20 protein-coding genes, 1 tRNA gene and 1 other annotated feature are annotated in these 23,521 nt (G+C 39.7%); of the genes, 20 read left to right on the forward strand and 1 reads right to left on the reverse strand.

The genetic code is table 11. The features are described 5' to 3' along the window. The first annotated feature begins 56 nt into the window (after positions 1 to 56). The 12 genes from QFZ31_RS27665 to yihA all read left to right on the forward strand — a co-directional run bounded on the left by QFZ31_RS27665 (position 57) and on the right by yihA (position 13,096). On the forward strand, positions 57 to 1,103 hold the full coding sequence (locus QFZ31_RS27665; RefSeq protein ID WP_307309335.1) for a GerMN domain-containing protein: 1,047 nt from the start codon (positions 57 to 59) through the stop codon (positions 1,101 to 1,103). Positions 1,104 to 1,231: 128 nt separating this feature from the next. Beyond that, entirely contained in the window at positions 1,232 to 1,984 is a 753-nt protein-coding gene (rph, locus tag QFZ31_RS27670; RefSeq protein WP_179601955.1) for a ribonuclease PH, read from the forward strand. 14 nt (positions 1,985 to 1,998) lie between these two features. Next, entirely contained in the window at positions 1,999 to 2,607 is a 609-nt protein-coding gene (locus tag QFZ31_RS27675; protein ID WP_307309337.1) for an XTP/dITP diphosphatase, read from the forward strand. Positions 2,608 to 2,609: 2 nt separating this feature from the next. Next, the gene (locus QFZ31_RS27680) at positions 2,610 to 3,128 is read left to right on the forward strand and encodes a metallophosphoesterase family protein (RefSeq protein ID WP_307309338.1); all 519 of its coding nucleotides are present in this window, start codon (positions 2,610 to 2,612) and stop codon (positions 3,126 to 3,128) included. 113 nt (positions 3,129 to 3,241) lie between these two features. Continuing rightward, positions 3,242 to 3,318 (forward strand) — tRNA-Arg (locus tag QFZ31_RS27685). Between the two features lie 49 nt (positions 3,319 to 3,367). After that, positions 3,368 to 3,490 (forward strand): hypothetical protein, encoded by a 123-nt coding sequence (locus QFZ31_RS27690; RefSeq protein WP_307309340.1) that lies wholly within the window; start codon positions 3,368 to 3,370, stop codon positions 3,488 to 3,490. Positions 3,491 to 3,774: 284 nt separating this feature from the next. Beyond that, positions 3,775 to 4,800: a tetratricopeptide repeat protein gene (locus tag QFZ31_RS27695; RefSeq protein WP_307309343.1), complete on the forward strand. Its 1,026-nt coding sequence runs from the start codon at positions 3,775 to 3,777 to the stop codon at positions 4,798 to 4,800. A gap of 149 nt (positions 4,801 to 4,949) precedes the next feature. Further along, positions 4,950 to 6,227, forward strand: coding sequence for a trigger factor (gene tig, locus QFZ31_RS27700; RefSeq protein ID WP_307309346.1), 1,278 nt, complete (start codon positions 4,950 to 4,952; stop codon positions 6,225 to 6,227). Between the two features lie 543 nt (positions 6,228 to 6,770). Then, positions 6,771 to 8,033, forward strand: coding sequence for an ATP-dependent protease ATP-binding subunit ClpX (gene clpX / locus QFZ31_RS27705; RefSeq protein WP_307309348.1), 1,263 nt, complete (start codon positions 6,771 to 6,773; stop codon positions 8,031 to 8,033). Between the two features lie 160 nt (positions 8,034 to 8,193). Further along, positions 8,194 to 9,861 carry an ATP-dependent protease LonB gene (lonB, locus tag QFZ31_RS27710; RefSeq protein WP_307309350.1) on the forward strand — a complete coding sequence of 556 codons (1,668 nt, stop codon included), beginning with the start codon at positions 8,194 to 8,196 and terminating at the stop codon, positions 9,859 to 9,861. Between the two features lie 329 nt (positions 9,862 to 10,190). Continuing rightward, positions 10,191 to 12,518: an endopeptidase La gene (gene lon, locus QFZ31_RS27715; RefSeq protein ID WP_307309352.1), complete on the forward strand. Its 2,328-nt coding sequence runs from the start codon at positions 10,191 to 10,193 to the stop codon at positions 12,516 to 12,518. After that, positions 12,515 to 13,096, forward strand: a complete 582-nt coding sequence (yihA, locus tag QFZ31_RS27720; protein ID WP_307309355.1) for a ribosome biogenesis GTP-binding protein YihA/YsxC — start codon at positions 12,515 to 12,517, stop codon at positions 13,094 to 13,096. The genes lon and yihA overlap by 4 nt, the downstream gene beginning before the upstream one ends. 30 nt (positions 13,097 to 13,126) lie before the next feature. Here the strand turns inward: yihA and QFZ31_RS27725 are convergent, their stop codons facing one another. Further along, positions 13,127 to 13,615: a LiaI-LiaF-like domain-containing protein gene (locus QFZ31_RS27725; RefSeq protein WP_307309357.1), complete on the reverse strand. Its 489-nt coding sequence runs from the start codon at positions 13,613 to 13,615 to the stop codon at positions 13,127 to 13,129. 269 nt (positions 13,616 to 13,884) lie between these two features. On the opposite strand from QFZ31_RS27725, the gene hemA reads away from it, so the two are divergent. From hemA to ysxE, 8 genes are all read left to right on the forward strand, one after another. Further along, positions 13,885 to 15,225 (forward strand): glutamyl-tRNA reductase, encoded by a 1,341-nt coding sequence (hemA, locus tag QFZ31_RS27730; RefSeq protein WP_307309359.1) that lies wholly within the window; start codon positions 13,885 to 13,887, stop codon positions 15,223 to 15,225. A 12-nt stretch (positions 15,226 to 15,237) separates the two neighbouring features. Continuing rightward, complete coding sequence (locus tag QFZ31_RS27735; protein ID WP_307309363.1) at positions 15,238 to 16,071, forward strand: inner membrane protein YpjD; 834 nt, start codon at positions 15,238 to 15,240, stop codon at positions 16,069 to 16,071. A 9-nt stretch (positions 16,072 to 16,080) separates the two neighbouring features. Continuing rightward, positions 16,081 to 17,019: a hydroxymethylbilane synthase gene (gene hemC / locus QFZ31_RS27740; protein WP_307309366.1), complete on the forward strand. Its 939-nt coding sequence runs from the start codon at positions 16,081 to 16,083 to the stop codon at positions 17,017 to 17,019. Then, positions 17,013 to 17,786: a uroporphyrinogen-III synthase gene (locus tag QFZ31_RS27745; protein ID WP_307309369.1), complete on the forward strand. Its 774-nt coding sequence runs from the start codon at positions 17,013 to 17,015 to the stop codon at positions 17,784 to 17,786. Before hemC ends, QFZ31_RS27745 begins: the two co-directional genes overlap by 7 nt. Positions 17,787 to 17,818: 32 nt before the next feature. Continuing rightward, positions 17,819 to 18,799 carry a porphobilinogen synthase gene (gene hemB, locus QFZ31_RS27750; RefSeq protein WP_307309370.1) on the forward strand — a complete coding sequence of 327 codons (981 nt, stop codon included), beginning with the start codon at positions 17,819 to 17,821 and terminating at the stop codon, positions 18,797 to 18,799. A gap of 27 nt (positions 18,800 to 18,826) precedes the next feature. Then, positions 18,827 to 20,113 carry a glutamate-1-semialdehyde 2,1-aminomutase gene (gene hemL, locus QFZ31_RS27755; RefSeq protein WP_307309373.1) on the forward strand — a complete coding sequence of 429 codons (1,287 nt, stop codon included), beginning with the start codon at positions 18,827 to 18,829 and terminating at the stop codon, positions 20,111 to 20,113. Between the two features lie 563 nt (positions 20,114 to 20,676). Then, entirely contained in the window at positions 20,677 to 21,726 is a 1,050-nt protein-coding gene (spoVID, locus tag QFZ31_RS27760) for a stage VI sporulation protein D (protein WP_407074809.1), read from the forward strand. An 84-nt stretch (positions 21,727 to 21,810) separates the two neighbouring features. Further along, the gene (gene ysxE / locus QFZ31_RS27765; RefSeq protein WP_307311828.1) at positions 21,811 to 22,848 is read left to right on the forward strand and encodes a spore coat protein YsxE; all 1,038 of its coding nucleotides are present in this window, start codon (positions 21,811 to 21,813) and stop codon (positions 22,846 to 22,848) included. Between the two features lie 388 nt (positions 22,849 to 23,236). Then, positions 23,237 to 23,473, forward strand: a binding site (T-box leader). Positions 23,474 to 23,521 lie beyond the last annotated feature (48 nt).

A 23,521-nucleotide genomic window follows, 5' to 3' on the forward strand; every position in this document is an offset into this window, starting at 1 on the left:
TTATTTTCATAGGCTCGTATACATGTTAGTACAAACTGTCTTAGGAGGGAAAAAATATGTCTAAAAATAAAGTAAAACCCCTTGTTACAGCCGTTTTTGCTTCAACACTTCTATTATCGGGGTGTGGTTTGTTCGGTACTGAAGAGCAGAAAAAGGTAGATCCGCCAAAGCAGGTTACAGTGAGCGATACAAACCCGACTAAGGAAACCACCGGTAAGAGTGAAGAAGTCGAAGGAACAGTAAAAACAGAGTTATACTTAATTAATAAAGATGGGTTAGTGGTGCCACAAACACTTACACTGCCAAAAACTTCTTCCGTAGCGAAGCAAGCATTAGAATACTTAGTGGCTAACGGACCGGTTACCGACATGCTGCCAAATGATTTCCGGGCTGTGCTGCCAGAAGAAACCCAAGTTTCCGTTAACATTAAAGATGGTGTAGCCGTGGTTGACTTCTCGAAGGAATTTAAAAACTATCAGCCTGAAGATGAAAGAAGGATCCTTGAAGCGGTCACCTGGACACTTACACAATTTGATTCAGTGAAGAAGGTAAAGCTTCAGATGAACGGACATGATTTAAATGAAATGCCTGTAAACGGAACACCAATTAGTGAGAATCTATCGAGAGCTACAGGTATCAATCATGATACTGCCGGCGTTACGGATATTACGAACACAAAGCCAGTGACCGTATATTATATTGGCGGTGAAGAAGACAATTATTATTATGTACCTGTGACAAAACGGGTTAGCACGAGCGAAAAGAATAATGTCGTCGCAGTTGTCAATGAGCTGGTAAAAGGTCCAAATGTAAAATCTAATCTGGTTTCTGAGTTTATGCCTGACGTAGAACTGCTAGAAGCTCCGAAAATTGAAGATGGAAAGGTAACGTTAAACTTTAATAAATCCATCTATGGAAGCTTTGAAGAAAAAATTGTTTCTGAACACTTATTAAACGCCCTTGTCCTTTCATTAACGGAACAAAAGGGTATTGAAAGTGTTGCGGTTACAGTGGATGGCAAGGCAGAACTCGTTAATGATAAGGGTGAAAAAGTTTCTGAACCAGTCACTCGTCCAGAAAAAGTCAACACAGGTAGTTTCTAAAAATATATTTTTGATATACTATATAGTGACAATCAGGGAGGTTGCCTTTTGGCTTCCTCTTCTTTATTTGATTTTAGAGATGACAAACGGTGGGAGAGGTATTCCCATCCACAAGGAGGAAAAAAGTTGTGCGTGTTGATGGTAGAGAACGACTGCAATTAAGACCCATACATATTGAAACAGGTTATTTAATGCACCCAGAAGGCTCAGTCCTAATTTCAGTGGGGAATACAAAGGTAATTTGCACAGCAAGTATTGAGGAGAGAGTTCCACCTTTTATGCGTGGAGAAGGCAAAGGCTGGATCACCGCTGAATATTCTATGCTGCCTCGTGCAACGGAAACAAGAAACATTCGTGAATCTTCAAAAGGGAAGGTCACCGGAAGAACGATGGAGATTCAGAGGTTAATTGGACGAGCATTAAGAGCGATTGTCGACTTATCCGCGCTAGGGGAAAGAACAGTATGGATTGATTGTGATGTCATACAAGCTGATGGGGGAACAAGGACTGCCTCGATTACTGGAGCATTTGTTGCAATGGCAATTGCCCTCAATCGACTTGGTGAAAAAAAGGGTTTTAAATTCCCCATTACTGATTACTTAGCAGCAACCAGTGTTGGAATTTTAAAAAATAATGAAACAGTGCTAGATCTAAATTACGCAGAAGATTCTAAAGCACTTGTCGATATGAATATCGTTATGACAGGAAATGGTGAGTTTGTAGAATTACAGGGAACGGGCGAAGAATCTACATTCTCATACCAACAGCTTCAGGACCTTTTAGGTGCAGCTCAAGAAGGGCTGATGGAGCTATTTGAACATCAAAAATCTGCGTTAGGGGAAGAAATCACCTCGAAAATTGAAGCAAGACGAAAGAAATAAGGGGATATGGAGTTATGAAGGAAGTTATTATTGCAACTAAAAATCCGGGTAAAGCAAAGGAATTTGAACATATTTTTGCACCGAGAGGCATTGCAGTCCGGACACTGCTTGATTATCCTGATATAGAGGATGTAGAAGAGACCGGGACATCTTTTGAAGAAAACGCCACGTTAAAAGCAGAAGCGGTTTCCCAGCAATTAAATAAAATCGTGATTGGTGATGATTCTGGTTTAATCGTTGACGCCTTAGAAGGCAGACCAGGTATATATTCAGCACGTTATGCTGGAGAGGAGCCTAAAAACGATCAGAAAAATCTTGAAAAAGTATTGCTTGAATTGAAAGGCGTTCCTGAAGAAGAGCGTACCGCTCGGTTTTATTGTGCGCTTGCTGTAGCGATGCCAGGGAAAGAAACGATCACTGTAGCTGGGACATGTGAAGGTCGAATTCTCGAGGAGCAAAGGGGAACAAATGGTTTTGGTTATGACCCTGTGTTTTATGTGCCAGAGAAAGGCCGCGCGATGGCAGAACTATCCTCTGATGAAAAGAATAAAATAAGTCATCGAGCGAATGCTTTGAGAAAGCTTGAAGGTATGTTAGATTCTATTGTAGAAAGAGCGGAATAATCATGAGCAAAGTTCTTGTTGTTAGTGATAGCCACGGTTTAACGAACGAGCTTGAGGTTTTAAGGGAGAGGCATCTAAACGAAGTAGATTTAATGATTCATTGTGGTGATTCTGAAATGATGCCCGACGATAAAGTGATGAATGGGTATTTGACGGTCAAGGGAAATTGCGATTTTGGCGGCTATCCATTGGAAACTACTACCGAGATAGCTGGCCGTAAGTTTTTTGTTACTCATGGTCACAGATATTCAGTTAAGTCGTCACTAATGAACTTAAAATACAAGGCAGCGGAAGTTGGAGCAGATATTGTCTGTTTCGGACATTCCCATGTATTGGGAGCAGAAGTTATTGGGGGTACGTTGTTCTTGAATCCTGGCAGTATTCGTTTGCCAAGGGAACGTTTCGAAAAAACCTATGTGATCTTAGAATTATTAGATGAAAAAATCAAAATGTCCGTTTATGACATCAGTGGACGGGAATTAAAAGATTTAACCTTTGATTTTGCTTTGCCGAAAAAATGAGGGAAGACTTTTTCTTCCCCCCCATTTTATTTTATAAAAAAAAGTTTTAAAATAGTGTTGACTTTAATGTATATCGATTATATAATAAATCTTGTCTTTGAAATACTTATTACGTCCCAGTAGCTCAGCCGGATAGAGCATACGCCTTCTAAGCGTACGGTCGGGAGTTCGAATCTCTCCTGGGACGCCATTTAACTACATACCAATAAATATTACTCACCTTCAGAAGGTGAGTTTTTTTGTTTTTAAAATTCGTGTTATTTCTAGGGGTAAATAGTGCCGGTAAATCGGGAGCAGCAGAATTACGGAAACAATCAGGGGTAAATAGTGCCGATAAATCGGGAGCAGCAGAATTACGGTAACAATCACCGTTATATAGTGCCCATAAATCAGGATCAACACAATTAAGTTAACAATCAGATGAAGTACCTAATTTCCCCCTATCAGAAGGTGAGTTTTTTTGTTTTTTATCCAATTCATGCTACACTATTTTCCATATAGAATATGTCTAGCTTTAGCGCCTAGGGGCTCGAGTCGCTTCGGTCCTGCTGATGAAGTCAAAAACCAGACTTCACCAGCAGGCCCTCCGGCGCTGGTCGCCCCTGAACAAGGCGCTGAGGCTTTTCTGCAGAGGACGGTACAAAGTATGAAAAAACGGGAACGAGCGAAACGGAAAGATAATATAATATTCCTTCCCGGACTCGAAAAGAGATTGACGGATAAGGGTCTTGAGAGCCTTCAAAACAAGAGATACCAAGAAGCTATTACTTTGCTCGAGGAAGCGAAGGCTCATGACCCAGAAAATAGTGACATATTAATAGGACTCGTGCTCGCATACTTTGAAGCAGGAGCCTATATAAAAGCGAAAGACTTAGCGAATGAAATGCTATTAAAGGGCATCGGGGAGTATTTTCATATGGTCGATTTGTATCTGACCATCTTAATACAACTGCATGAATATCAGGAAATTGTTTCAACGATTGAAGCCCTGTTTGACGAAAAAGAAATCCCACCGGACAGGCATGATCATTTCCTCACCATCCTCCAATTTAGTAAACGGATGGCTGACAATAGTCAGCAGGAACCGATGGAAGAAGCAAAAGAAGAGACCCATCTGAAAGAGCTCAAACTATCTTCACTAAAAAATTTAAATGAGCAAATGCTTGCTATATCGAGTTTGGCGGAGAAAAATATTCGTCCATATATGGATGAAATCAAAGAATACCTCAACTCAGAATCTGGTCACCCTTTCTTGAAAACTATGCTCCTGACCCTATTAAAAGAGCAGGAATATGATAAGAAAATAGAGGTTAAGAAATTTAATGAGGACTTAAGCCTTATCCCCACAGAACTTCCAGACGTTCAAACACAGCCGAGAATGAAGGAAATAGAAAAGATACTAGAGGCAAAATTAGAAAATAGTGACCCGGTTCTATTTGAAAATATGAAAGGAATGGTAGAAAGGATTTTCTTTATAAGTTATCCTTTTGTGCTCAAGCCTGAAGCTGCGAGAGCCTGGGCTGCTGCTTTTCACTTGTTAGTTCTTGACTACCTAGGCGGAGAACCGGATGTCGATGATATTTCAGATGAATACGAGATTTCTACTGAAAAGATAGAGCAGGCACTCGCGAAAATAAGAGAATTAGAAGAAATTTCTTATCCCAATATATAGGTAACTCTGTTGAAAGAAAAAAATCCTGTGTTATAATGTAAGGGTTGCATTGTGTAAAAACTATCTTTTACATAAAAAAAGAGGGTAATTCATTATCCTGACAAATTCGTTACGAATGAAATGATAATAGATTGTTGGAGGGAAATAGTATGACAGTAAAATGGGAAAAGCTTGAAGGAAACACTGGTGTCCTTACTGTTGAAGTAAGTGCTGAAAAAGTAAATGAAGGCTTAACTGCAGCTTTTAATAAAGTTGTTAAGACAGTAAATGTACCTGGCTTCCGTAAAGGAAAAATGCCACGTCCAATGTTCGAAAAGCGCTTTGGCGTAGAATCTCTTTACCAAGATGCATTAGATATTCTTCTACCAGAAGCATACGGAAATGCAATTGACGAAGCAGGAATCGAACCAATCGACCGTCCTGATATCGACATCGAACAAATGGAAAAAGGTAAAGAACTTATCTTCAAAGCGACTGTACAAGTTAAGCCTGAAGTAACATTAGGCGAGTACAAAGGTTTAGAAGTAGAAGAGTTCGACACAACTGTAACTGACGAGGATGTAGCAAAAGAATTAGAAACTCTTCAAAACCGTCAAGCTGAGCTTGTGGTAAAAGAAGAAGGTACTGCTGAACTTGGTGATACTGTTGTTCTTGACTTTGAAGGTTTCGTTGATGGTGAAGCATTTGAAGGCGGAAAAGCTGAAAATCATTCACTTGAATTAGGTTCTGGCTCATTCATTCCAGGATTTGAAGAGCAGTTAGTAGGAGTAGCTACTGGCGAATCTAAAGACGTTGAAGTAACTTTCCCTGAAGAATACCATGCAGCTGAACTTGCTGGTAAGCCAGCAGTGTTCAAAGTAACAGTTCATGAAATTAAAGGTAAAGAACTTCCTGCATTAGATGACGAGTTTGCAAAAGATGTTGATGATGAAGTTGAAACATTAGATGCATTAAAAGAAAAAATCAGAACTCGCTTAGAAGACAGCAAGAAGCACGAAGCTGAACATCACCTACGTGATTCTTTAGTTGAAAAAGCGGCTGAAAATGCACAAGTTGAAATTCCAGAAGTTATGGTAACAAACGAAGTAAACCGTATGCTTCAAGAATTCGAGCAACGTTTACAAATGCAAGGTATGAACCTTGAGCTTTACTTCCAATTCTCAGGTCAAGATGAAAATGCTTTACGTGAGCAAATGAAAGAAGAAGCAGTAAACCGTGTTCGCGTTGCGTTAACGCTTGAAGCAATCGCAAAATCTGAAAACATTGAAGCTACTGACGAAGATGTAAATGCTGAGCTTGAAAAAATGGCTGGTATGTACAATATGACTGTTGATAACATTAAGGCAGCACTTGGCGGCGTTGATGGTATCAAAGGTGATCTTCAAAAGCAAAAAGCGGTTGAATTCTTAATCGAAAATAAAAAATAATAAGTATTGTTAAAACATGGCACGAGTTTATCGTGCCTGTTTTTATACAATTTTTCAATTACATATTATAATAAGTACAGGGAAACCTTTTTAATGTCGAGCTACAGCGCCTAGGGGCTCGGGGTCATAAGCCAATCCGTCAAAAAGGTTAAAAAGCAACCTTTCTGCCGGCTCGTCTTATGCCTGTCGCCCCTGGACAAGGCGCTTCCGCTTTTCTAACAACAAGCAGGCAGGAACATAATGCAAATGCATGCAGGAAAAACAGTTTTACATAGCGAATTAAGTAAAACCGGCATTATCAAAGATTTAATTTGATGAAAAATGGTTATGCTTAATGGGTACATAGGAATCATTTAAAGTGCAGCTAACAAAAATCCGCTTTCAGAAAAACATAGTTGAAGAAGGCTTTTTATTACCAGTCCGCTGGGTCCATGTGTTACAATGCAATACATACCGCTGAATCGTATCGAAAAAGAAACGGATTTTTGTTTGTGTTACGCAACTTTAAATAGTGTTATAACACGTTTTCAAGGGGTGAAAGAATTGTTTAAATTTAATGATGAAAAAGGCCAATTAAAGTGTTCCTTCTGTGGGAAGACACAAGACCAAGTACGTAAATTGGTAGCCGGACCAGGTGTTTATATATGTGACGAGTGTATCGAGCTTTGCACAGAAATCGTTGAAGAAGAGCTAGGAACAGAAGAAGAAGTAGAATTCAAAGACGTTCCAAAGCCGAGAGAAATCTGTGAAATTCTTGATGAGTACGTCATTGGTCAAGATCAAGCTAAAAAATCGCTATCGGTTGCAGTTTACAATCATTACAAGCGTATCAATTCTAACAGTAAGATTGATGATGTTGAACTTTCTAAGAGCAACATCGCTATGATTGGACCAACTGGAAGTGGTAAAACTTTATTAGCTCAGACATTAGCGCGCATTCTAAATGTTCCATTTGCAATCGCTGATGCCACTTCTCTAACTGAAGCTGGTTATGTTGGGGAAGACGTAGAAAATATTCTGTTAAAATTGATTCAAGCCGCTGATTACGATGTGGAAAAAGCTGAAAAGGGTATTATTTATATTGACGAAATTGATAAAATTGCCCGTAAATCAGAAAATCCTTCGATCACACGAGATGTATCTGGTGAAGGTGTACAGCAAGCATTATTAAAAATTCTAGAAGGTACGGTTGCGAGCGTTCCCCCACAAGGCGGACGTAAACATCCACACCAAGAATTCATTCAAATCGATACAACAAATATTTTATTTATTTGCGGTGGTGCGTTTGATGGTATCGAACCAATCATTAAGCGCCGCTTAGGTCAAAAAGTTATTGGTTTTGGCTCTGATGTTAAACAACAACAGGAAATTACACAGAAAGAACTTCTTTCAAAAGTATTACCTGAGGACTTACTCCGCTTCGGTTTAATTCCTGAATTTATTGGTCGTCTGCCTGTTATTGCAAGTCTTGAGCAGCTAGATGAGTCAGCATTAATTGAAATCTTAACGAAGCCTAAGAATGCGTTAGTTAAGCAATATCAAAAAATGCTTGAAATCGATGAAGTAGAATTGGAATTCGAGGAAGGCGCACTTAGTGAGATCGCGAAGAAAGCGATTGAACGTAAAACAGGCGCACGTGGATTACGTTCTATTATTGAAGGAATCATGCTTGATGTCATGTTTGACCTTCCTTCTCGTGATGATATTCAGAAATGTATCATTACAAAAGAAACAGTTATCGACAATAGTGTTCCGAAACTTGTCTTAGAAGACGGAACCGTTGTAGCAGAAGAAAAATCTGCTTAATCATAGCTACTAAGAGGACCCAGTTAAATTACTGGGTTCTTTTTTTGCGGATTATACATTCCAACAAAAACAGTTTCTTACAATTTGTGGTTTATTCCCTCTCTATGCAGGAAATACTTATAAATAACTACTTAAGTTTACTGTAGCAGGAGGGAAAATTATGAGTTGGACGGGGATTGCCTTATTTGTACAGCTGTTTTTCGGAATTATCATTGGGCTGTATTTTTGGAATTTGCTAAGGAACCAACGGACACAAAAGGTTTCCATTGATCGGGAATCCCGTAAGGAAATGGAACAGCTTCGAAAGATGAGATCCATATCATTAACAGAACCATTAGCTGAAAAAGTACGTCCGACTAGCTTCCAGGATATTGTTGGACAAGAAGACGGTATAAAGTCATTAAAAGCAGCATTATGTGGACCAAATCCTCAGCATGTCATTATTTATGGACCACCAGGGGTAGGAAAGACAGCTGCTGCTCGATTAGTTTTAGAAGAAGCGAAAAAAAATCAAAAATCTCCATTTAAACAAAACTCTGTCTTCATTGAATTAGATGCAACAACTGCTCGGTTTGATGAAAGAGGCATTGCTGATCCACTAATTGGTTCGGTTCACGATCCGATTTATCAAGGTGCGGGAGCAATGGGACAAGCGGGGATACCTCAGCCGAAGCAAGGCGCAGTTACCAATGCGCATGGCGGTGTTTTATTTATTGATGAGATCGGCGAGCTGCACCCGATTCAAATGAACAAGCTTTTAAAGGTTCTTGAAGACCGAAAAGTATTTCTTGAAAGTGCCTATTATCATGAAGAAAATAATCAGATTCCTACACATATCCATGATATTTTTAAGAACGGTCTGCCGGCAGACTTTCGCTTAATCGGTGCCACAACTAGAACGCCAAGTGAAATACCACCTGCCATCCGTTCACGCTGTATGGAAGTTTTTTTCAGAGACTTAACGCAAGAAGAAATTATTCAAGTCGGGAAAAAAGCAGCTGAAAAAGTAAAACTAGACATTAGTGAAGCCGGATTGGATATTTTATCTACATATGCGAGAAATGGGCGCGAAGCGGTAAATATGATTCAAATTTCTGCAGGGCTGGCGATTACCGATGAGCGCAATTTTATAAAAGACGAAGATTTAGAATGGGTGGCTCATTCTAGTCAATTATCACCAAGAATGGAAAGAAAGATTAATGATGATTCTCGAGTGGGTCTCGTAAATGGACTAGCCGTTTATGGTCCAAATACAGGGGCATTGCTGGAAATAGAAGTAACGGTCATCCCTGCCAAAGATAAGGGAACCATTAACATTACCGGGATTGTCGATGAAGAAAGCATTGGCGGACAAGGGAAATCCATCCGCAGGAAAAGTATGGCACGTGGTTCGATTGAAAATGTTATTACCGTTCTACGGTCAATGGGTGTGCCAGCCGGCGATTTTGATATTCATGTGAATTTCCCAGGCGGTGTTCCAATCGATGGTCCATCTGCAGGAATTGCAATGGCAACCGGGATTTATTCGGCTATTTACAAAGTTCCGATAGATAACAAGGTAGCGATGACAGGAGAAATAAGCATTCATGGAAACGTGAAGCCAATCGGCGGCGTATACCCTAAGGTGAAGGCAGCTCAGAAAGCTGGTGCCACCACCGTTATCATCCCTGAAGAAAATATGCAATCGATATTAAATGAAATTAAGGGAATCCGGATTGTTCCGGTTACCCATTTAAGTGAGGTTTTTGACATCGCGCTCGTCAATAACCTCGCCCAAAATCAAGTCATTCCGGCTTCTGTCGAGCTTTCTAAAAAAGAATCCATTTAACCATTACACTTCGGTTGTAAAAACCGAAGTGTTTTTTATGAAAGAAATGGTGCTAGTTTGGGAAAATTAAAATATATATTGACAAGCAGATATTGTGGCTTTCTTAACTAGCTGTGGCTCCTAGGGGCTCGATGGCAAATAACCTTCCCCCAAAAAGTCAAAAAGCGACTTTTAGGATGAAGAACATTTGCCTAGTCGCCCCTGGGCAGTCGCCTCGCTGTTAATTGTATTATTAGACACATATTTGCAAATGAGATAGAATTGTACAAAGACGATTTCTGCTTTTATGAGCAAGAAAGATTGATTGATGCATGTGGAGGTGCAATTTAATGGCGAAAGAGAGAGAATTGATCGTCCCCCTCCTGCCGCTTCGAGGGTTGCTTGTATATCCGACAATGGTCCTTCATTTAGATGTTGGACGTGAAAGATCGGTTGAAGCCCTTGAAAAAGCGATGGTAGATGACCATTTAATTTTTTTAACAACCCAAAAGGATATTGCAATAGACGATCCTTCTGAAGAGGATTTATACCAAATTGGTACATTAACGAAGGTTAAACAAATGCTTAAACTTCCAAATGGAACCATTCGAGTATTGGTTGAGGGACTAAACAGAGCAAAAATACAAGCATTTCATGATGAGGACGATTATTATGCGGTCAGCATTGTGACATATGAAGAAGCAACAACAAAGGATGTAGAAGACCAGGCATTAATGAGAACAATGCTTGAGTATTTTGAGCAATACATAAAGTTATCGAAAAAAATCTCCGCAGAAACCTATGCTTCGGTGGTAGACATTGAAGAACCAGGTAGAATGGCAGATATTATTGCTTCTCATTTGCCAATCAAACTGAAAGAAAAACAAGAAATACTTGAAACCATTGATGTTAAGCAACGAATGAATATGGTCATTGATACCATTCAAAATGAAAAAGAAGTGCTTAATCTAGAGAAGAAGATTGGGCAGCGAGTAAAGCGTTCCATGGAAAGGACGCAAAAGGAATATTACCTGCGTGAGCAAATGAAGGCGATTCAGAAGGAATTAGGCGATAAAGAAGGCAAAACCGGTGAAATCGCTGAACTAACGGAAAAAATTAAAAATGCGGGTATGCCTGAGAATGTTCAGCAAACTGCATTAAAAGAACTGGACCGCTATGAAAAAGTGCCTTCAAGCTCAGCAGAAAGTGCCGTTATTCGTAACTATATTGAATGGCTGATTACGATTCCATGGTCGAAGAAGACCGACGATGATATTGATATTCATCGTGCTGAAAAAATCCTCAATCAAGACCATTTCGGTCTTGAAAAAGTAAAAGAACGTGTATTGGAGTTTTTATCGGTTCAGAAACTGACCAATTCCTTAAAAGGACCTATTTTATGTCTTGCTGGACCACCAGGAGTAGGAAAAACAAGCTTAGCACGCTCGATTGCAAATTCATTAAATCGTAATTTTGTCCGTGTATCCCTCGGTGGTGTTCGTGATGAATCTGAAATTCGCGGTCATCGAAGAACCTATGTTGGAGCAATGCCAGGTCGAATTATCCAGGGAATGAAAAAGGCAGGAACCATTAATCCAGTCTTTTTATTAGATGAGATTGATAAAATGTCCAGCGACTTCCGTGGTGATCCTTCGTCTGCAATGCTTGAGGTACTGGATCCGGAACAAAACCATAATTTTAGCGATCATTATATCGAAGAAACCTATGACCTTTCAAAAGTGATGTTCATTGCGACCGCCAATAATTTGTCAACGATTCCAGGTCCACTTTTAGATAGGATGGAAATTATTACGATTGCTGGTTATACAGAGATTGAAAAAGTTCATATTACAAGAGACCATTTGCTGCCAAAACAGATTAAAGAAAATGGGCTGACAAAAGGCATTCTCCAAGTGCGTGATGACGCGATTCTTAAGGTGGTCAGATATTATACCCGTGAAGCAGGTGTGCGGAGCCTCGAGCGACAAATGGCTACCATCTGCCGTAAGACAGCGAAAATCGTTGTTTCAGGTGAGAAAAAACGTGTCGTTGTTACGGAAAAGAATGTGGAGGAGTTCCTTGGTAAGCCTAAATTCCGTTATGGTCAAGCAGAAACAGAGGATCAAGTTGGAGTTGCGACAGGTCTAGCTTACACAACTGTTGGCGGTGATACCTTGCAAATTGAAGTGTCTTTATCGCCAGGTAAAGGAAGACTCGTACTAACAGGTAAACTTGGGGACGTCATGAAAGAATCGGCCCAGGCGGCATTTAGCTATATTCGTTCTAAAGCCGGTGAACTTGGAATTGAAGAAAATTTCCATGAAAAATATGATGTTCACATTCATGTTCCAGAAGGTGCTGTTCCAAAAGATGGTCCATCTGCAGGAATCACAATGGCCACTGCACTTGTGTCGGCGCTAACGGGCAGAGCCATTCGCCGTGAAGTAGGAATGACAGGTGAGATTACACTAAGAGGCCGGGTGCTTCCAATTGGCGGATTAAAAGAAAAAACACTCAGTGCTCATCGTGCAGGATTAACAAAAGTCATTCTCCCTAAGGATAATGAAATGGATATCGATGATATTCCAGAAAGTGTCAGAAATGAAATAGAGTTTGTGCTTGTTTCACATGTCGATGAAGTTCTTCGGCATGCACTAGTAGAAGGTGGATTGCAATGAAAGTAGTTAGTTCCGATATCGTCATCAGTGCCGTCAGGCCAGAGCAATACCCAGAAACAGACCTGCCTGAATTTGCATTAGCAGGTCGCTCGAATGTTGGTAAGTCTTCTTTTATCAATAAAATGTTAAACCGAAAAGGGCTTGCAAGAATTTCGTCAAAGCCAGGTAAAACACAAACGTTAAATTTTTATTTAATCAATGAAATCCTTCACTTTGTCGATGTTCCTGGTTATGGATACGCGAAGGTTTCGAAGTCCGAGCGTGCTGCTTGGGGAAGAATGATTGAAACGTATTTTACCTCCCGGGAACAATTAAAAGCAGCAGTTTTAATTGTTGACTTACGACACCCGCCCACACAGGATGATGTCATGATGTATGATTTCTTAAAGCATTATGGTATTCCTTGTGTCATCATCGCGACAAAGGCAGATAAAATCCCAAGAGGGAAATGGCAGAAACATTTAAAAGTAACAAAGGAAACGCTCGATTTAGATGAAAATGATCAAATCGTTCTTTTCTCATCCGAAACTGGTGAAGGAAAAGATAAAGCGTGGTCTATATTGCAGAGCTATATGTAAGAAAAACGTCAGGCAATTTCCGCCTGACGTTTATTTTTTCTTTTTAAAAAGGAAGTAGATTCCGACAAGAATGATTATGGCTGGCCAAAACTTCCAAACAAAACTTAGACCATTTTGTAGTAACCCAAAATATTCTGCAACTTTGTCGTAAAATAATAGCAATAATGCCAATACTAAAAAGAGAAACGCTTGAAACAAACCATTATTCGTTTTTTGAAAACGTAGAAAGTAGCCGATGGATATAAATAATACAAGCATACCAATTGTGTTGTTCGGCCAAATTAAGATTTTGCCGGCCATATGGTAATGAAGGCCAAAACCTGCGATGATGACACCTGGTAAGATGGCTTCATGGTCATTTGCAGAGTATCCCTGTCCTAAAAAAGCGATGCCGATAATAATAAGAAGTGTCGGCCACGAATACAATGTCTGTAAAACTGTAAATCCCGATTGCTGTAAGAATAGAAAGGCTCCAAAGCCTATGAGAATAATTCCAGGGAAAACACGCTGATTCTTCATTTTAACACCACTTCCAGAAAGGTTTACTTGAATCTAGTCTATTTTTTTGGTACTGTACATAAGGATGATATATTTATTAATTACTGAACTTTTTTTCCTATATATGGCTGGCTTCAGCGCCTAGAGGCGCTTCCGCTTTTATAGTAACATATTCTTTCGTATTCTGTTCACAATTACGGAGTAAAAATTGAAAATACCCGTGTTATAATCAGACTAGTTAATAATGTATTAGTAGTTTTTGTATTACTTATTGGGGGTGTACTTCAAAAATGCATATTGTAGTGATCGGTCTAAACTATAAAACTGCCCCTGTGGAAATCCGCGAGCGGTTAACATTTAATGAAGCCGAGCTTGGGGATGCAATAAAAAAATTAAATACCAAAAAAAGCATCCTTGAAAATATCATTGTCTCTACATGTAATCGTACAGAGATATATGCGGTTGTCGATCAGCTGCATACTGGACGCTATTATATAAAAGAATTTTTATCTGAATGGTTCGGAATTGAGCAATCTGAGTTTTCACCTTTTCTATTTGTTTACGAAGAGGACGGGGCTATTGAACATTTATTCAAGGTAGCATGCGGCCTTCATTCCATGGTTTTAGGGGAAACACAAATATTAGGGCAGGTTCGTACGAGCTTTATGTTAGCTCAAGAACTTGGAACGACAGGTACGGTCTTTAACCAGCTATTTAAGCAGGCGATTACACTTGCGAAGCGCGGACATGCTGAAACAGATATTGGTGCCAATGCGGTCTCAGTCAGTTATGCTGCCGTTGAACTAGCGAAGAAAATTTTCGGATCACTTGAGAATAAGCATGTTCTCATTTTTGGTGCTGGTAAAATGGGTGAGCTTGCGGCGCAAAACCTGCATGGCAATGGTGTAAGAAAAGTTACGGTTATCAATCGTACGTTTGATAAGGCTAAGGTTCTGGCTAACCGTTTCTCTGGTGAGGCCAAAACGGTTGATGAACTCCAAAATTCCTTGATTGACGCAGATATCCTGATCAGTTCAACAGGAGCAAAGGATTTTGTCATTACAAAAGCTATGATGGAAAAAGTAGAGAAAAAGCGTAAGGGCAAGCCATTATTTATGGTTGATATTGCTGTTCCACGTGACTTAGATCCAAGAATCGCAGAGCTTGAAAGTGTCTTTTTGTATGATATCGATGATTTAGAAGGGATTGTTGAGGCAAACCTTCAGGAGCGCAAGAAAGCAGCTCAAGTTATCATGTTGATGATTGAGAAGGAAATTGTTGATTTCAAGCAATGGCTCGGATTGCTGGGAGTAGTTCCTGTTATATCTGCTCTAAGAGATAAGGCAGCTGCTATTCAATCCGAAACGATGATCAGCATTGAACGCAAGCTCCCTCATTTATCGGACAGAGATAGAAAGGTTCTAAATAAACATACAAAGAGCATTATCAACCAGCTGTTAAAAGACCCTATCTTACAAGCAAAAGAATTGGCTGCTCGTCCAGACGCTGAAGAGGCATTGGATTTATTTATGAAAATATTTAATATTGAAGAGCTTGTAGAAAAACAAACGAAAGCAGCCGAAACGAATAATGCAGTGGTTCATGTACCGCAGGCTTCCTTTCAGTCATAAGAGGTACTGAATATGTTTGACTTCCATATGACGCGGCTGCACGAATTGACAGTAGTCCTATATGCCTTCAGTGTGTTGTTATATTTTTTCGATTTCATTCACCATAACCGGAAGGCAAACCGTATCGCCTTCTGGTTACTTGCGTTTGTATGGGTTTTACAAACCGGCTTTCTTACTTCCTATATGATAAAAACAGGAAGATTTCCTGCATTAACAATCTTTGAAGGTCTTTATTTTTATGCCTGGGTTTTGGTAACTTTATCACTTGGAATTAACCGTCTTCTAAAGGTCGATTTCATCGTTTTTTTTACAAATATACTAGGTTTTATTGTCATCGCGATTCATACATTTGCTCCGATTAACCATGATTCACATGTCATAAGTAACCAGCTAATGTCAGAACTATTGCTTATACATATCACAATGGCCATTCTATCTTATGGTGCCTTCTCTGTGTCTTTTGTGCTTTCACTTCTCTATCTGATTCAATATGATTTATTGAAAAGGAAAAAATGGGGGACAAGGCTTTTGAGAATAGCAGATTTAAGTAAGCTGGAACGATCCTCTTATATATTAGTAGTCATTGGGGTTCCTATGCTGTTATTAAGTCTAATTCTGGGTTTACAATGGGCCTTTTTAAAGGTTCCAGGGATGCCATGGTACGATATGAAAATTATTGGTTCCTTTATTCTATTAACCGGATACAGTATCTACTTGTATCTGCGTATCGTTAAAAATATGTCAGGCAGACAATTAGCCTTTTGGAATGTCGGTTCATTTTTAATTGTATTAATTAACTTTTTTCTATTTGGGCAATTATCATCATTTCACTTTTGGTACTCATAGGAGGCAGTCATGAGAAAAATTATCGTAGGTTCTAGACGCAGCAAATTGGCTCTTACTCAAACAAACTGGGTGATAGAACAGCTTAAAAAGCTAGGCGGCAACTTTGAATTTGAAGTAAAAGAAATTGTTACAAAAGGGGATAAGATCCTTGATGTTACGCTTTCAAAAGTAGGCGGTAAAGGATTGTTTGTTAAGGAAATCGAACAGGCCATGATGGATAAAGAAATTGATATGGCTGTTCATAGTATGAAAGACATGCCAGCTGTTCTGCCTGAGGGATTAACAATCGGCTGCATCCCTTTCCGTGAGGACCATCGTGATGCATTGATTTCAAGGGATCATATTAAGCTAAAAGACTTGAAGCCAGGAGCGATTATTGGTACGAGCAGTCTTCGCCGCAGTGCGCAGATTTTAGCCCAGCGCCCAGATTTAGAAATAAAATGGATCCGTGGAAATGTTGATACAAGATTACAAAAGCTACAAGATGAAGAATATGACGCTATTATCCTAGCTGCAGCAGGACTTTCACGTCTTGGCTGGGCAAAAGAAACGATCACGGAATTTATCGATGCAGATATTTGTGTTCCGGCAGTTGGGCAAGGTGCATTATCCATCGAATGCCGTGAAGATGATAAGGAGCTTCTTGAACTATTTGAAAAGTTCACTTGTAAAAAAACAGAAAGAGCTGTTCGCGCAGAACGTGCTTTCCTTCAAAAAATGGAAGGCGGCTGCCAGGTGCCGATTGCTGGCTTTGGCTATGTAGCGGATAATGATGAAATCGTTCTTACTGTTTTAGTTGCTTCTCCTGAAGGTCAAGAAATCTTTAAGGAAGAATTAAGGGGCACTAACCCAGAAGAGCTTGGTATTAAAGCTGCAGACCTATTAATTGAAAGAGGAGCTAAAGACCTGATTGAGAAGGTTAAACGGGAGCTCGAAGGTCAATGCTAAAACCATTAGGGTTGAAAGACAAAAAGGTCCTGGTCCCTCGTGGAGCAGGTCAGGCAAAATCCTTTTCACAACTTGTCGAAAAGTATGGAGGGATTTCAATTGAAATCCCTCTTATTGCATTTCGGCCAATTGACCTCACAGCGCAGCTGCAAACTGCTATGAATGAGATTAATACATATGACTGGATTGTTTTTACTAGCAATGTCACTGTGGAAACGTTCTATTCTTTTTACAAAAATGCAGATCAAAAATCATTTCCGAAAATTGCTGTGATTGGCAGGAAAACGGAAGAGGTACTGCAGGAGAGAGGATATAAAGCAGAGTTTGTACCAACTGCCTATGTGACCGAGGTGTTTACGGAAGAATTCTTGCCTATAGTGCCGAGTGGTTCAAAAGTGCTAATCCCAAAGGGAAATCTAGCAAGGGAATATATCTCTGCTTCGCTTAGTAACCATGGTGTACATGTCGATGAAATTGTTATATATGAGACTTACATGCCAGAAGAGAGTCGTAAGAAACTAGCTAACATGCTTTCTAATGATGAACTTGATATTTTAATGTTCACGAGTCCTTCGACTGTTAATCACTTTATGAGTGTTGTGAAGGAATATAACCTCGAGAATCATATTCATAGATGTGTGATTAGCTGTATCGGACCAGTTACAGAGAAGAGATTACTCGCCTATGGACTGCCCGTTCACGTGTCTCCAGAGGAGTATACAGTTAAAGATATGATTAAAGGCACCATTCAGTTTTTAGAAAAATGATATTTTAAAATAAAACTTGGGGGTAAAAATAAATGGAACTTCAATTTTCACGTCATCGCCGATTACGTACGAGTGCTAGTATGCGTGCACTCGTAAGAGAAAACCACTTAACACCAGACGACTTTATCTATCCGTTATTCATCTATGAAGGTGAAAACATTCGCAGAGAAGTATCTTCTATGCCTGGTGTATTCCAAGTATCAATGGATAACCTAAAAGCTGAAATGGATGATATCGTTGCTCACGGCATTAAGTCCGTTTTATTATTTGGAATTCCCACTACAAAAGACGAGTGTGGTACACAAGCATTTCATGACCATGGCATTATCCAAGTTGCCACCCGATGGATTAAGGAACATTATCCAGAAATAATTATTGTGGCGGATACTTGCTTGTGTGAATATACGAGCCATGGACATTGTGGAATGGTTGAAGGCGATAAAATCTTAAACGACGAATCTCTTGAGTTACTTGTAAAAACAGCTATTGCTCAAGCTGAAGCAGGTGCGGATATTATTGCTCCATCGAATATGATGGATGGCTTTGTGGCAGCAATTCGTGCAGGTTTGGATGAAGCTGGATTTAAAGATATTCCGATCATGTCTTATGCAGTTAAATATGCTTCTGCTTTTTACGGTCCATTCCGTGAAGCAGCTGAAGGCGCTCCGCAGTTCGGCGATCGTAAAACCTATCAAATGGACCCTGCAAACAGAATGGAAGCATTTAGGGAGGCAGAATCCGATGTGGCTGAAGGTGCAGATTTCCTAATTGTGAAACCGGGAATGCCTTATCTTGATATTGTTCGTGATGTTAAAAATAACTTTAATCTTCCTGTTGTGGCTTATAACGTCAGCGGTGAATATTCGATGATCAAAGCTGCGGCTGCAAACGGCTGGATTGACGAGAGACAAACGGTAATGGAAATGTTAATCGCCTTCAAACGTGCAGGTGCAGACCTTATTATTACATATGCAGCTAAAGATGCATGCCGCTGGTTAAAAGAAAACCACTAATAACAACTCGAAAAGAGGAACTCAAAAATGCGCTCATATACAAAATCAGTAGAAGCATTTAAAGAAGCTCAAAACTTAATGCCAGGCGGCGTTAACAGCCCGGTACGTGCGTTTAAATCTGTTAATATGGATCCGATTTTCATGGAAAGAGGAAAAGGTTCAAAAATCTATGATATCGATGGCAATGAATATATCGATTACGTATTATCATGGGGACCGTTAATCCTTGGCCATACAAATGACAGAGTGGTTGAAGGAATTAAAAAGGTGGCAGAGCTTGGTACAAGCTTTGGTGCCCCGACATTAATGGAAAATGAACTGGCTAAGCTTGTGATTGAACGTGTACCTTCGATCGAAGTGGTAAGGATGGTTTCATCCGGAACAGAAGCAACGATGAGTGCGCTTCGCTTAGCACGCGGCTACACTGGCCGTAACAAGATTTTGAAATTTGAAGGCTGTTACCATGGACATGGTGATTCCCTCTTGATTAAAGCTGGTTCTGGGGTTGCTACACTTGGATTACCAGACAGTCCAGGTGTACCTGAAGGTGTGGCTAAAAACACGATTACAGTGGCATACAATGACCTTGAAGGCGTTAAATATGCGTTCGAGCAATTCGGTGATGATATTGCTTGTATTATCGTTGAACCAGTTGCAGGAAATATGGGTCTTGTACCGCCGCTTCCAGGATTCTTAGAAGGTCTTCGTGAGATTACTTCCGAAAACGGTGCATTGTTGATTTTTGATGAAGTGATGACTGGCTTCCGTGTCGGCTACAATTGTGCGCAAGGCTATTTCAATATCACTCCTGATATTACTTGTCTTGGAAAAGTAATTGGCGGTGGTCTTCCCGTTGGCGCTTACGGCGGTAAAGCTGAGATCATGCGACAAATCGCACCTGCAGGACCAATCTATCAAGCAGGAACACTTTCAGGAAATCCGCTTGCGATGACTGCTGGTTATGAAACATTAAGTCAATTAACACCAGAGCATTACGAAGAGTTCAAGCGCTTAGGTGATTTACTCGAAAAAGGAATTACCGCAGCTGCCCAAAAGTATGATATTCCTGTTACCTTTAACCGTGCTGGTTCTATGATAGGTTTCTTCTTCACCAAAGAACCTGTCATCAATTATGAAACAGCAAAAACGTCTAACTTAGATTATTTTGCAGCTTACTATCGTGAAATGGCAGAACAAGGGGTATTCCTGCCGCCATCTCAATTCGAAGGATTGTTCTTATCTACAGAACATACCGAAGAGGATATCGAAAAGACGATCAGAGCTGTAGATATTGCATTTTCAAAACTAAAATAATACTTTTTTAAGGCACTCACCATTTATCTGGTGGGTGTTTTTTTGTTCATGTGATTTGGCACATAAATATGCAATTTGGCACGTAAATTTTAAAATCGGCACGTAAAAGTTGGATTTGGCAAGTAAATCCATAAAACAGCACATAAAGAAGGTTTTCATTCAAATAGGACATTAGATTTCAAAATCCAAACAGCTCCAAGGCAAAAATTCTATACTAAACCATGAAAAGGGAAAGACAAATACCTGAGCCCGGCGTGCGTGAGGCTATTTTTAGACGATAAAGTTGATTCGGCACATAAAAATGAATTTTGGCACGTATTTCTGAAAAACGGCAAGAAAAAAGGTTTTTAAAAAAGGTCCCGTAATCAAAGTTTCGAGGATTAATTAATGTTAAATCCAACAATCCCAAACTTTTTCACATAAGAAGGCTTTTTTATCATAAATAAAAGCATTCGTTCATAGAGTGTAAGTGACATAGTGATTTTGCTTAAAAGGAAACGAAAGGAGGAGTCGCTTTGTCTCAGGAGAATCAATCGTGCCTGCGATTTTCCTTGGAGGAGTCATTGTGGTTTAGAAAAGGACAGGAAGTGGCTGAACTTGTGTCGATTTCTCTAGACCCGGATATTACCATCCAGGAAAATGATCAATACGTAACGATACGTGGTTCGCTGGAGTTAACTGGCGAATATAGAAATGACGCTGAAAGTACAGTAGAAGAGGAAGAAAATGTACCTAATCAAAAGTATGTAGAAAGAGTGGATCCTCAAGAGGAAGGCATTTGTGAATTTTCACACCGTTTTCCTGTCGATATTACCATTCCGAACAATCGGATTCAAAGCATTTATGATATCGATGTCATTGTGGAGTCATTTGATTATTCGATTCCGGAACGCAGTTGTCTGAAACTGTCCGCAGAATTAACCATCAGTGGCTTGTATGATTCGACTCAACAAGAAGAGACTGAGGAACAAGAGGAGTATGAAGTACTCCATCGTTATCAAGTAGAAGTACCACGTGCAGAAGAACAAGAAGAAGCAGAACAGGAAGAGAATCAATTTGAGGATACCTTCTTGTTTGAAGCGGAAGCAAGAAAACTGCCTGAGGAGGAAAAGGTTGAAGTTTTTCCGAAATTCCCAACTTTTTCGTACCAAGAGCCTGAAGAAGAGGAAGAACCCCAACAGCCAAAACAGCCTGTTGTTTTTGAACATGCAAGAAGTGAGGCTAGTGAGCCCGTCCAAGAGATAGAAGAAATCGTAGAGGAAGCTCCGGCACAGCCAATTGCAGAAGAGAAGGCACAAGAGCCTGTAGAAGCAAAAGAACCAGTTCTAGAGGAGAGTTCTTCTTCTCCGGAGGCACCGCCAAAACAAGCCAAAAAGAAACCATCTAAGAAGAAAACAATGACATTAACGGAGTTCTTTGCCCGCAAAGAAGACAGCTCCGATCAAGCTAGATTAAAAGTTTGCATTGTCCAAAAGGGCGACACGCTAGATAGTCTTGCCGACCGTTATGCGGTATCAGTCCCGAATCTGCTGCGTTACAATAATCTTGAACTCAATCAAGATGTATTTGAGGGTCAAGTATTATATGTACCTGTCGCATTAGCAAAAAAGTAATCAACAAATACATGGTGAGCGGGTTATTAACCTGCTCCCATCTTTTTAAGGATTTTGCTCTAGCTGAAAGGCAGATGAATGTCGATGCGCGACACATATCAGGTGGATTCACTGATACCTATATTAAATAACTACCAAGTAAAACCTTATTTTGTTGAGGAACACGGCAATATTAAAAAAATCTATTCCAATAAAGGGACTTTTGCATTAAAGAAAATGGACCCGACAATTGGCACAGACTTTATTCGCCATGTTCATCTTCTTTACCAAAAGGGCTACAATCGAATTGTCCCTATCTATCCGACGATGGACGGAAGGTATGCCGTTCTCCATGATAAAGCCTTATATTACTTAATGCCATGGATGTCGAATGAAGTAAAGGAAGATCGGACACAGAAACACCAGCAGCTATTTCGTGAGGTGGCAAGGATGCACACCATCACTGCTAAGGAAATTAAGGTAAATAAAGAGGAGCGGACAGAGCATTACGAAAAAACGATTGAGGTGCTCGATAAGAATCAGGAATTTCTGGACGGCTTTATCGATGAATGTGAAAAAAAGACGTATATGTCCCCATTTGAATTGGTGTTTTGCTTGTACTATAACGAAATAAGTCAGGCACTTCGCTTTTCTAAAACCAAATTCGAAGAATGGTATGAAAAAACAAAGGAAACAGAAAAAGCACGAATGGTGATTACACATGGAAAAATATCATCCGAGCATTTTCTTTACGACGAAAAAGGGTACGGCTATTTCATTAACTTTGAAAATGCCCGCTATGGCTCACCGATTCATGATCTACTGCCATACTTTTCTCGTTCCTTTAATACCCAGCCACAAAGAAATGATGAAGCAGTTGAATGGGTTTACCATTACTATAAATATTTTCCCTTTAAGGCAGATGAAAAATTGTTATTCTTTAGCTATTTAGCTTATCCTATTCCGATCATCCAAGTAGTTGAAAGGTATTATAAAAAAGAACAGCCAAAAAATGAGCTGAAATTTGTCCGAATGCTGCAACGGAAATATTGGCATTTGAAGAATTCCGAATATGTTGTGATGAGAATGACTGAAATCGATGAGCAAGAAAAGAAGGCAAAAGAAGGAGCCCAGCAGCAGTAATCATGCTAAATGGGCTCTTAAACAACTTCAAAATATATAGATATCGCTATTGCAATAAACACTGCTAACAAAAGGACATCAAACACAGTGGGAATAAAAATGGTTCGTATTAATTGAAAAATCGTAAACGGCAAAATCAACTGCTCGCATACTCTCCTAGTGGTTCGATACCAGGGAGTGTAGGAGTATTTGGTGATAAATTTCCTCCGCTTCATCTTTTTACTTCCTCTCCACAAATGGCATTTCTTTTATATATATTCTTCCTACATAGTGAATTCTCCTAATTTCTTAACGTTTTTTACAAAATGGTATATAATATAAAAAAATTGGCTATCATTATTGACGACTAGAACACTTTTTGGGTAGTATAAACAATATAATTAAAAACACATAAGCATAGACAGGGAAGAGTACGATGTACACCTGCTTAAAGAGAGGGAACCAGTAGCTGAAAGGATTCCTAAGCAGACACTCGGAAGGTCGCCCTTGAGCTTCTTCTGCGAACGGATGTATACATCCTATTAGTTGAAGACGGATCAAATCCGTTATTTATTTAAGCGCCAATCCATTTGTTTAGGGTTGGAAAAAAGGTGGTACCGCGAAGCAAACTCCATTCGTCCTTTTATTGACGAATGGGGTTTTTTGTTTGTCTAGTTTTTCTGGATAGAAAGAG

It is taken from the genome of Neobacillus niacini (assembly GCF_030817595.1).
Taxonomy (GTDB): Bacteria; Bacillota; Bacilli; order Bacillales; family Cytobacillaceae; genus Neobacillus; species Neobacillus niacini_G.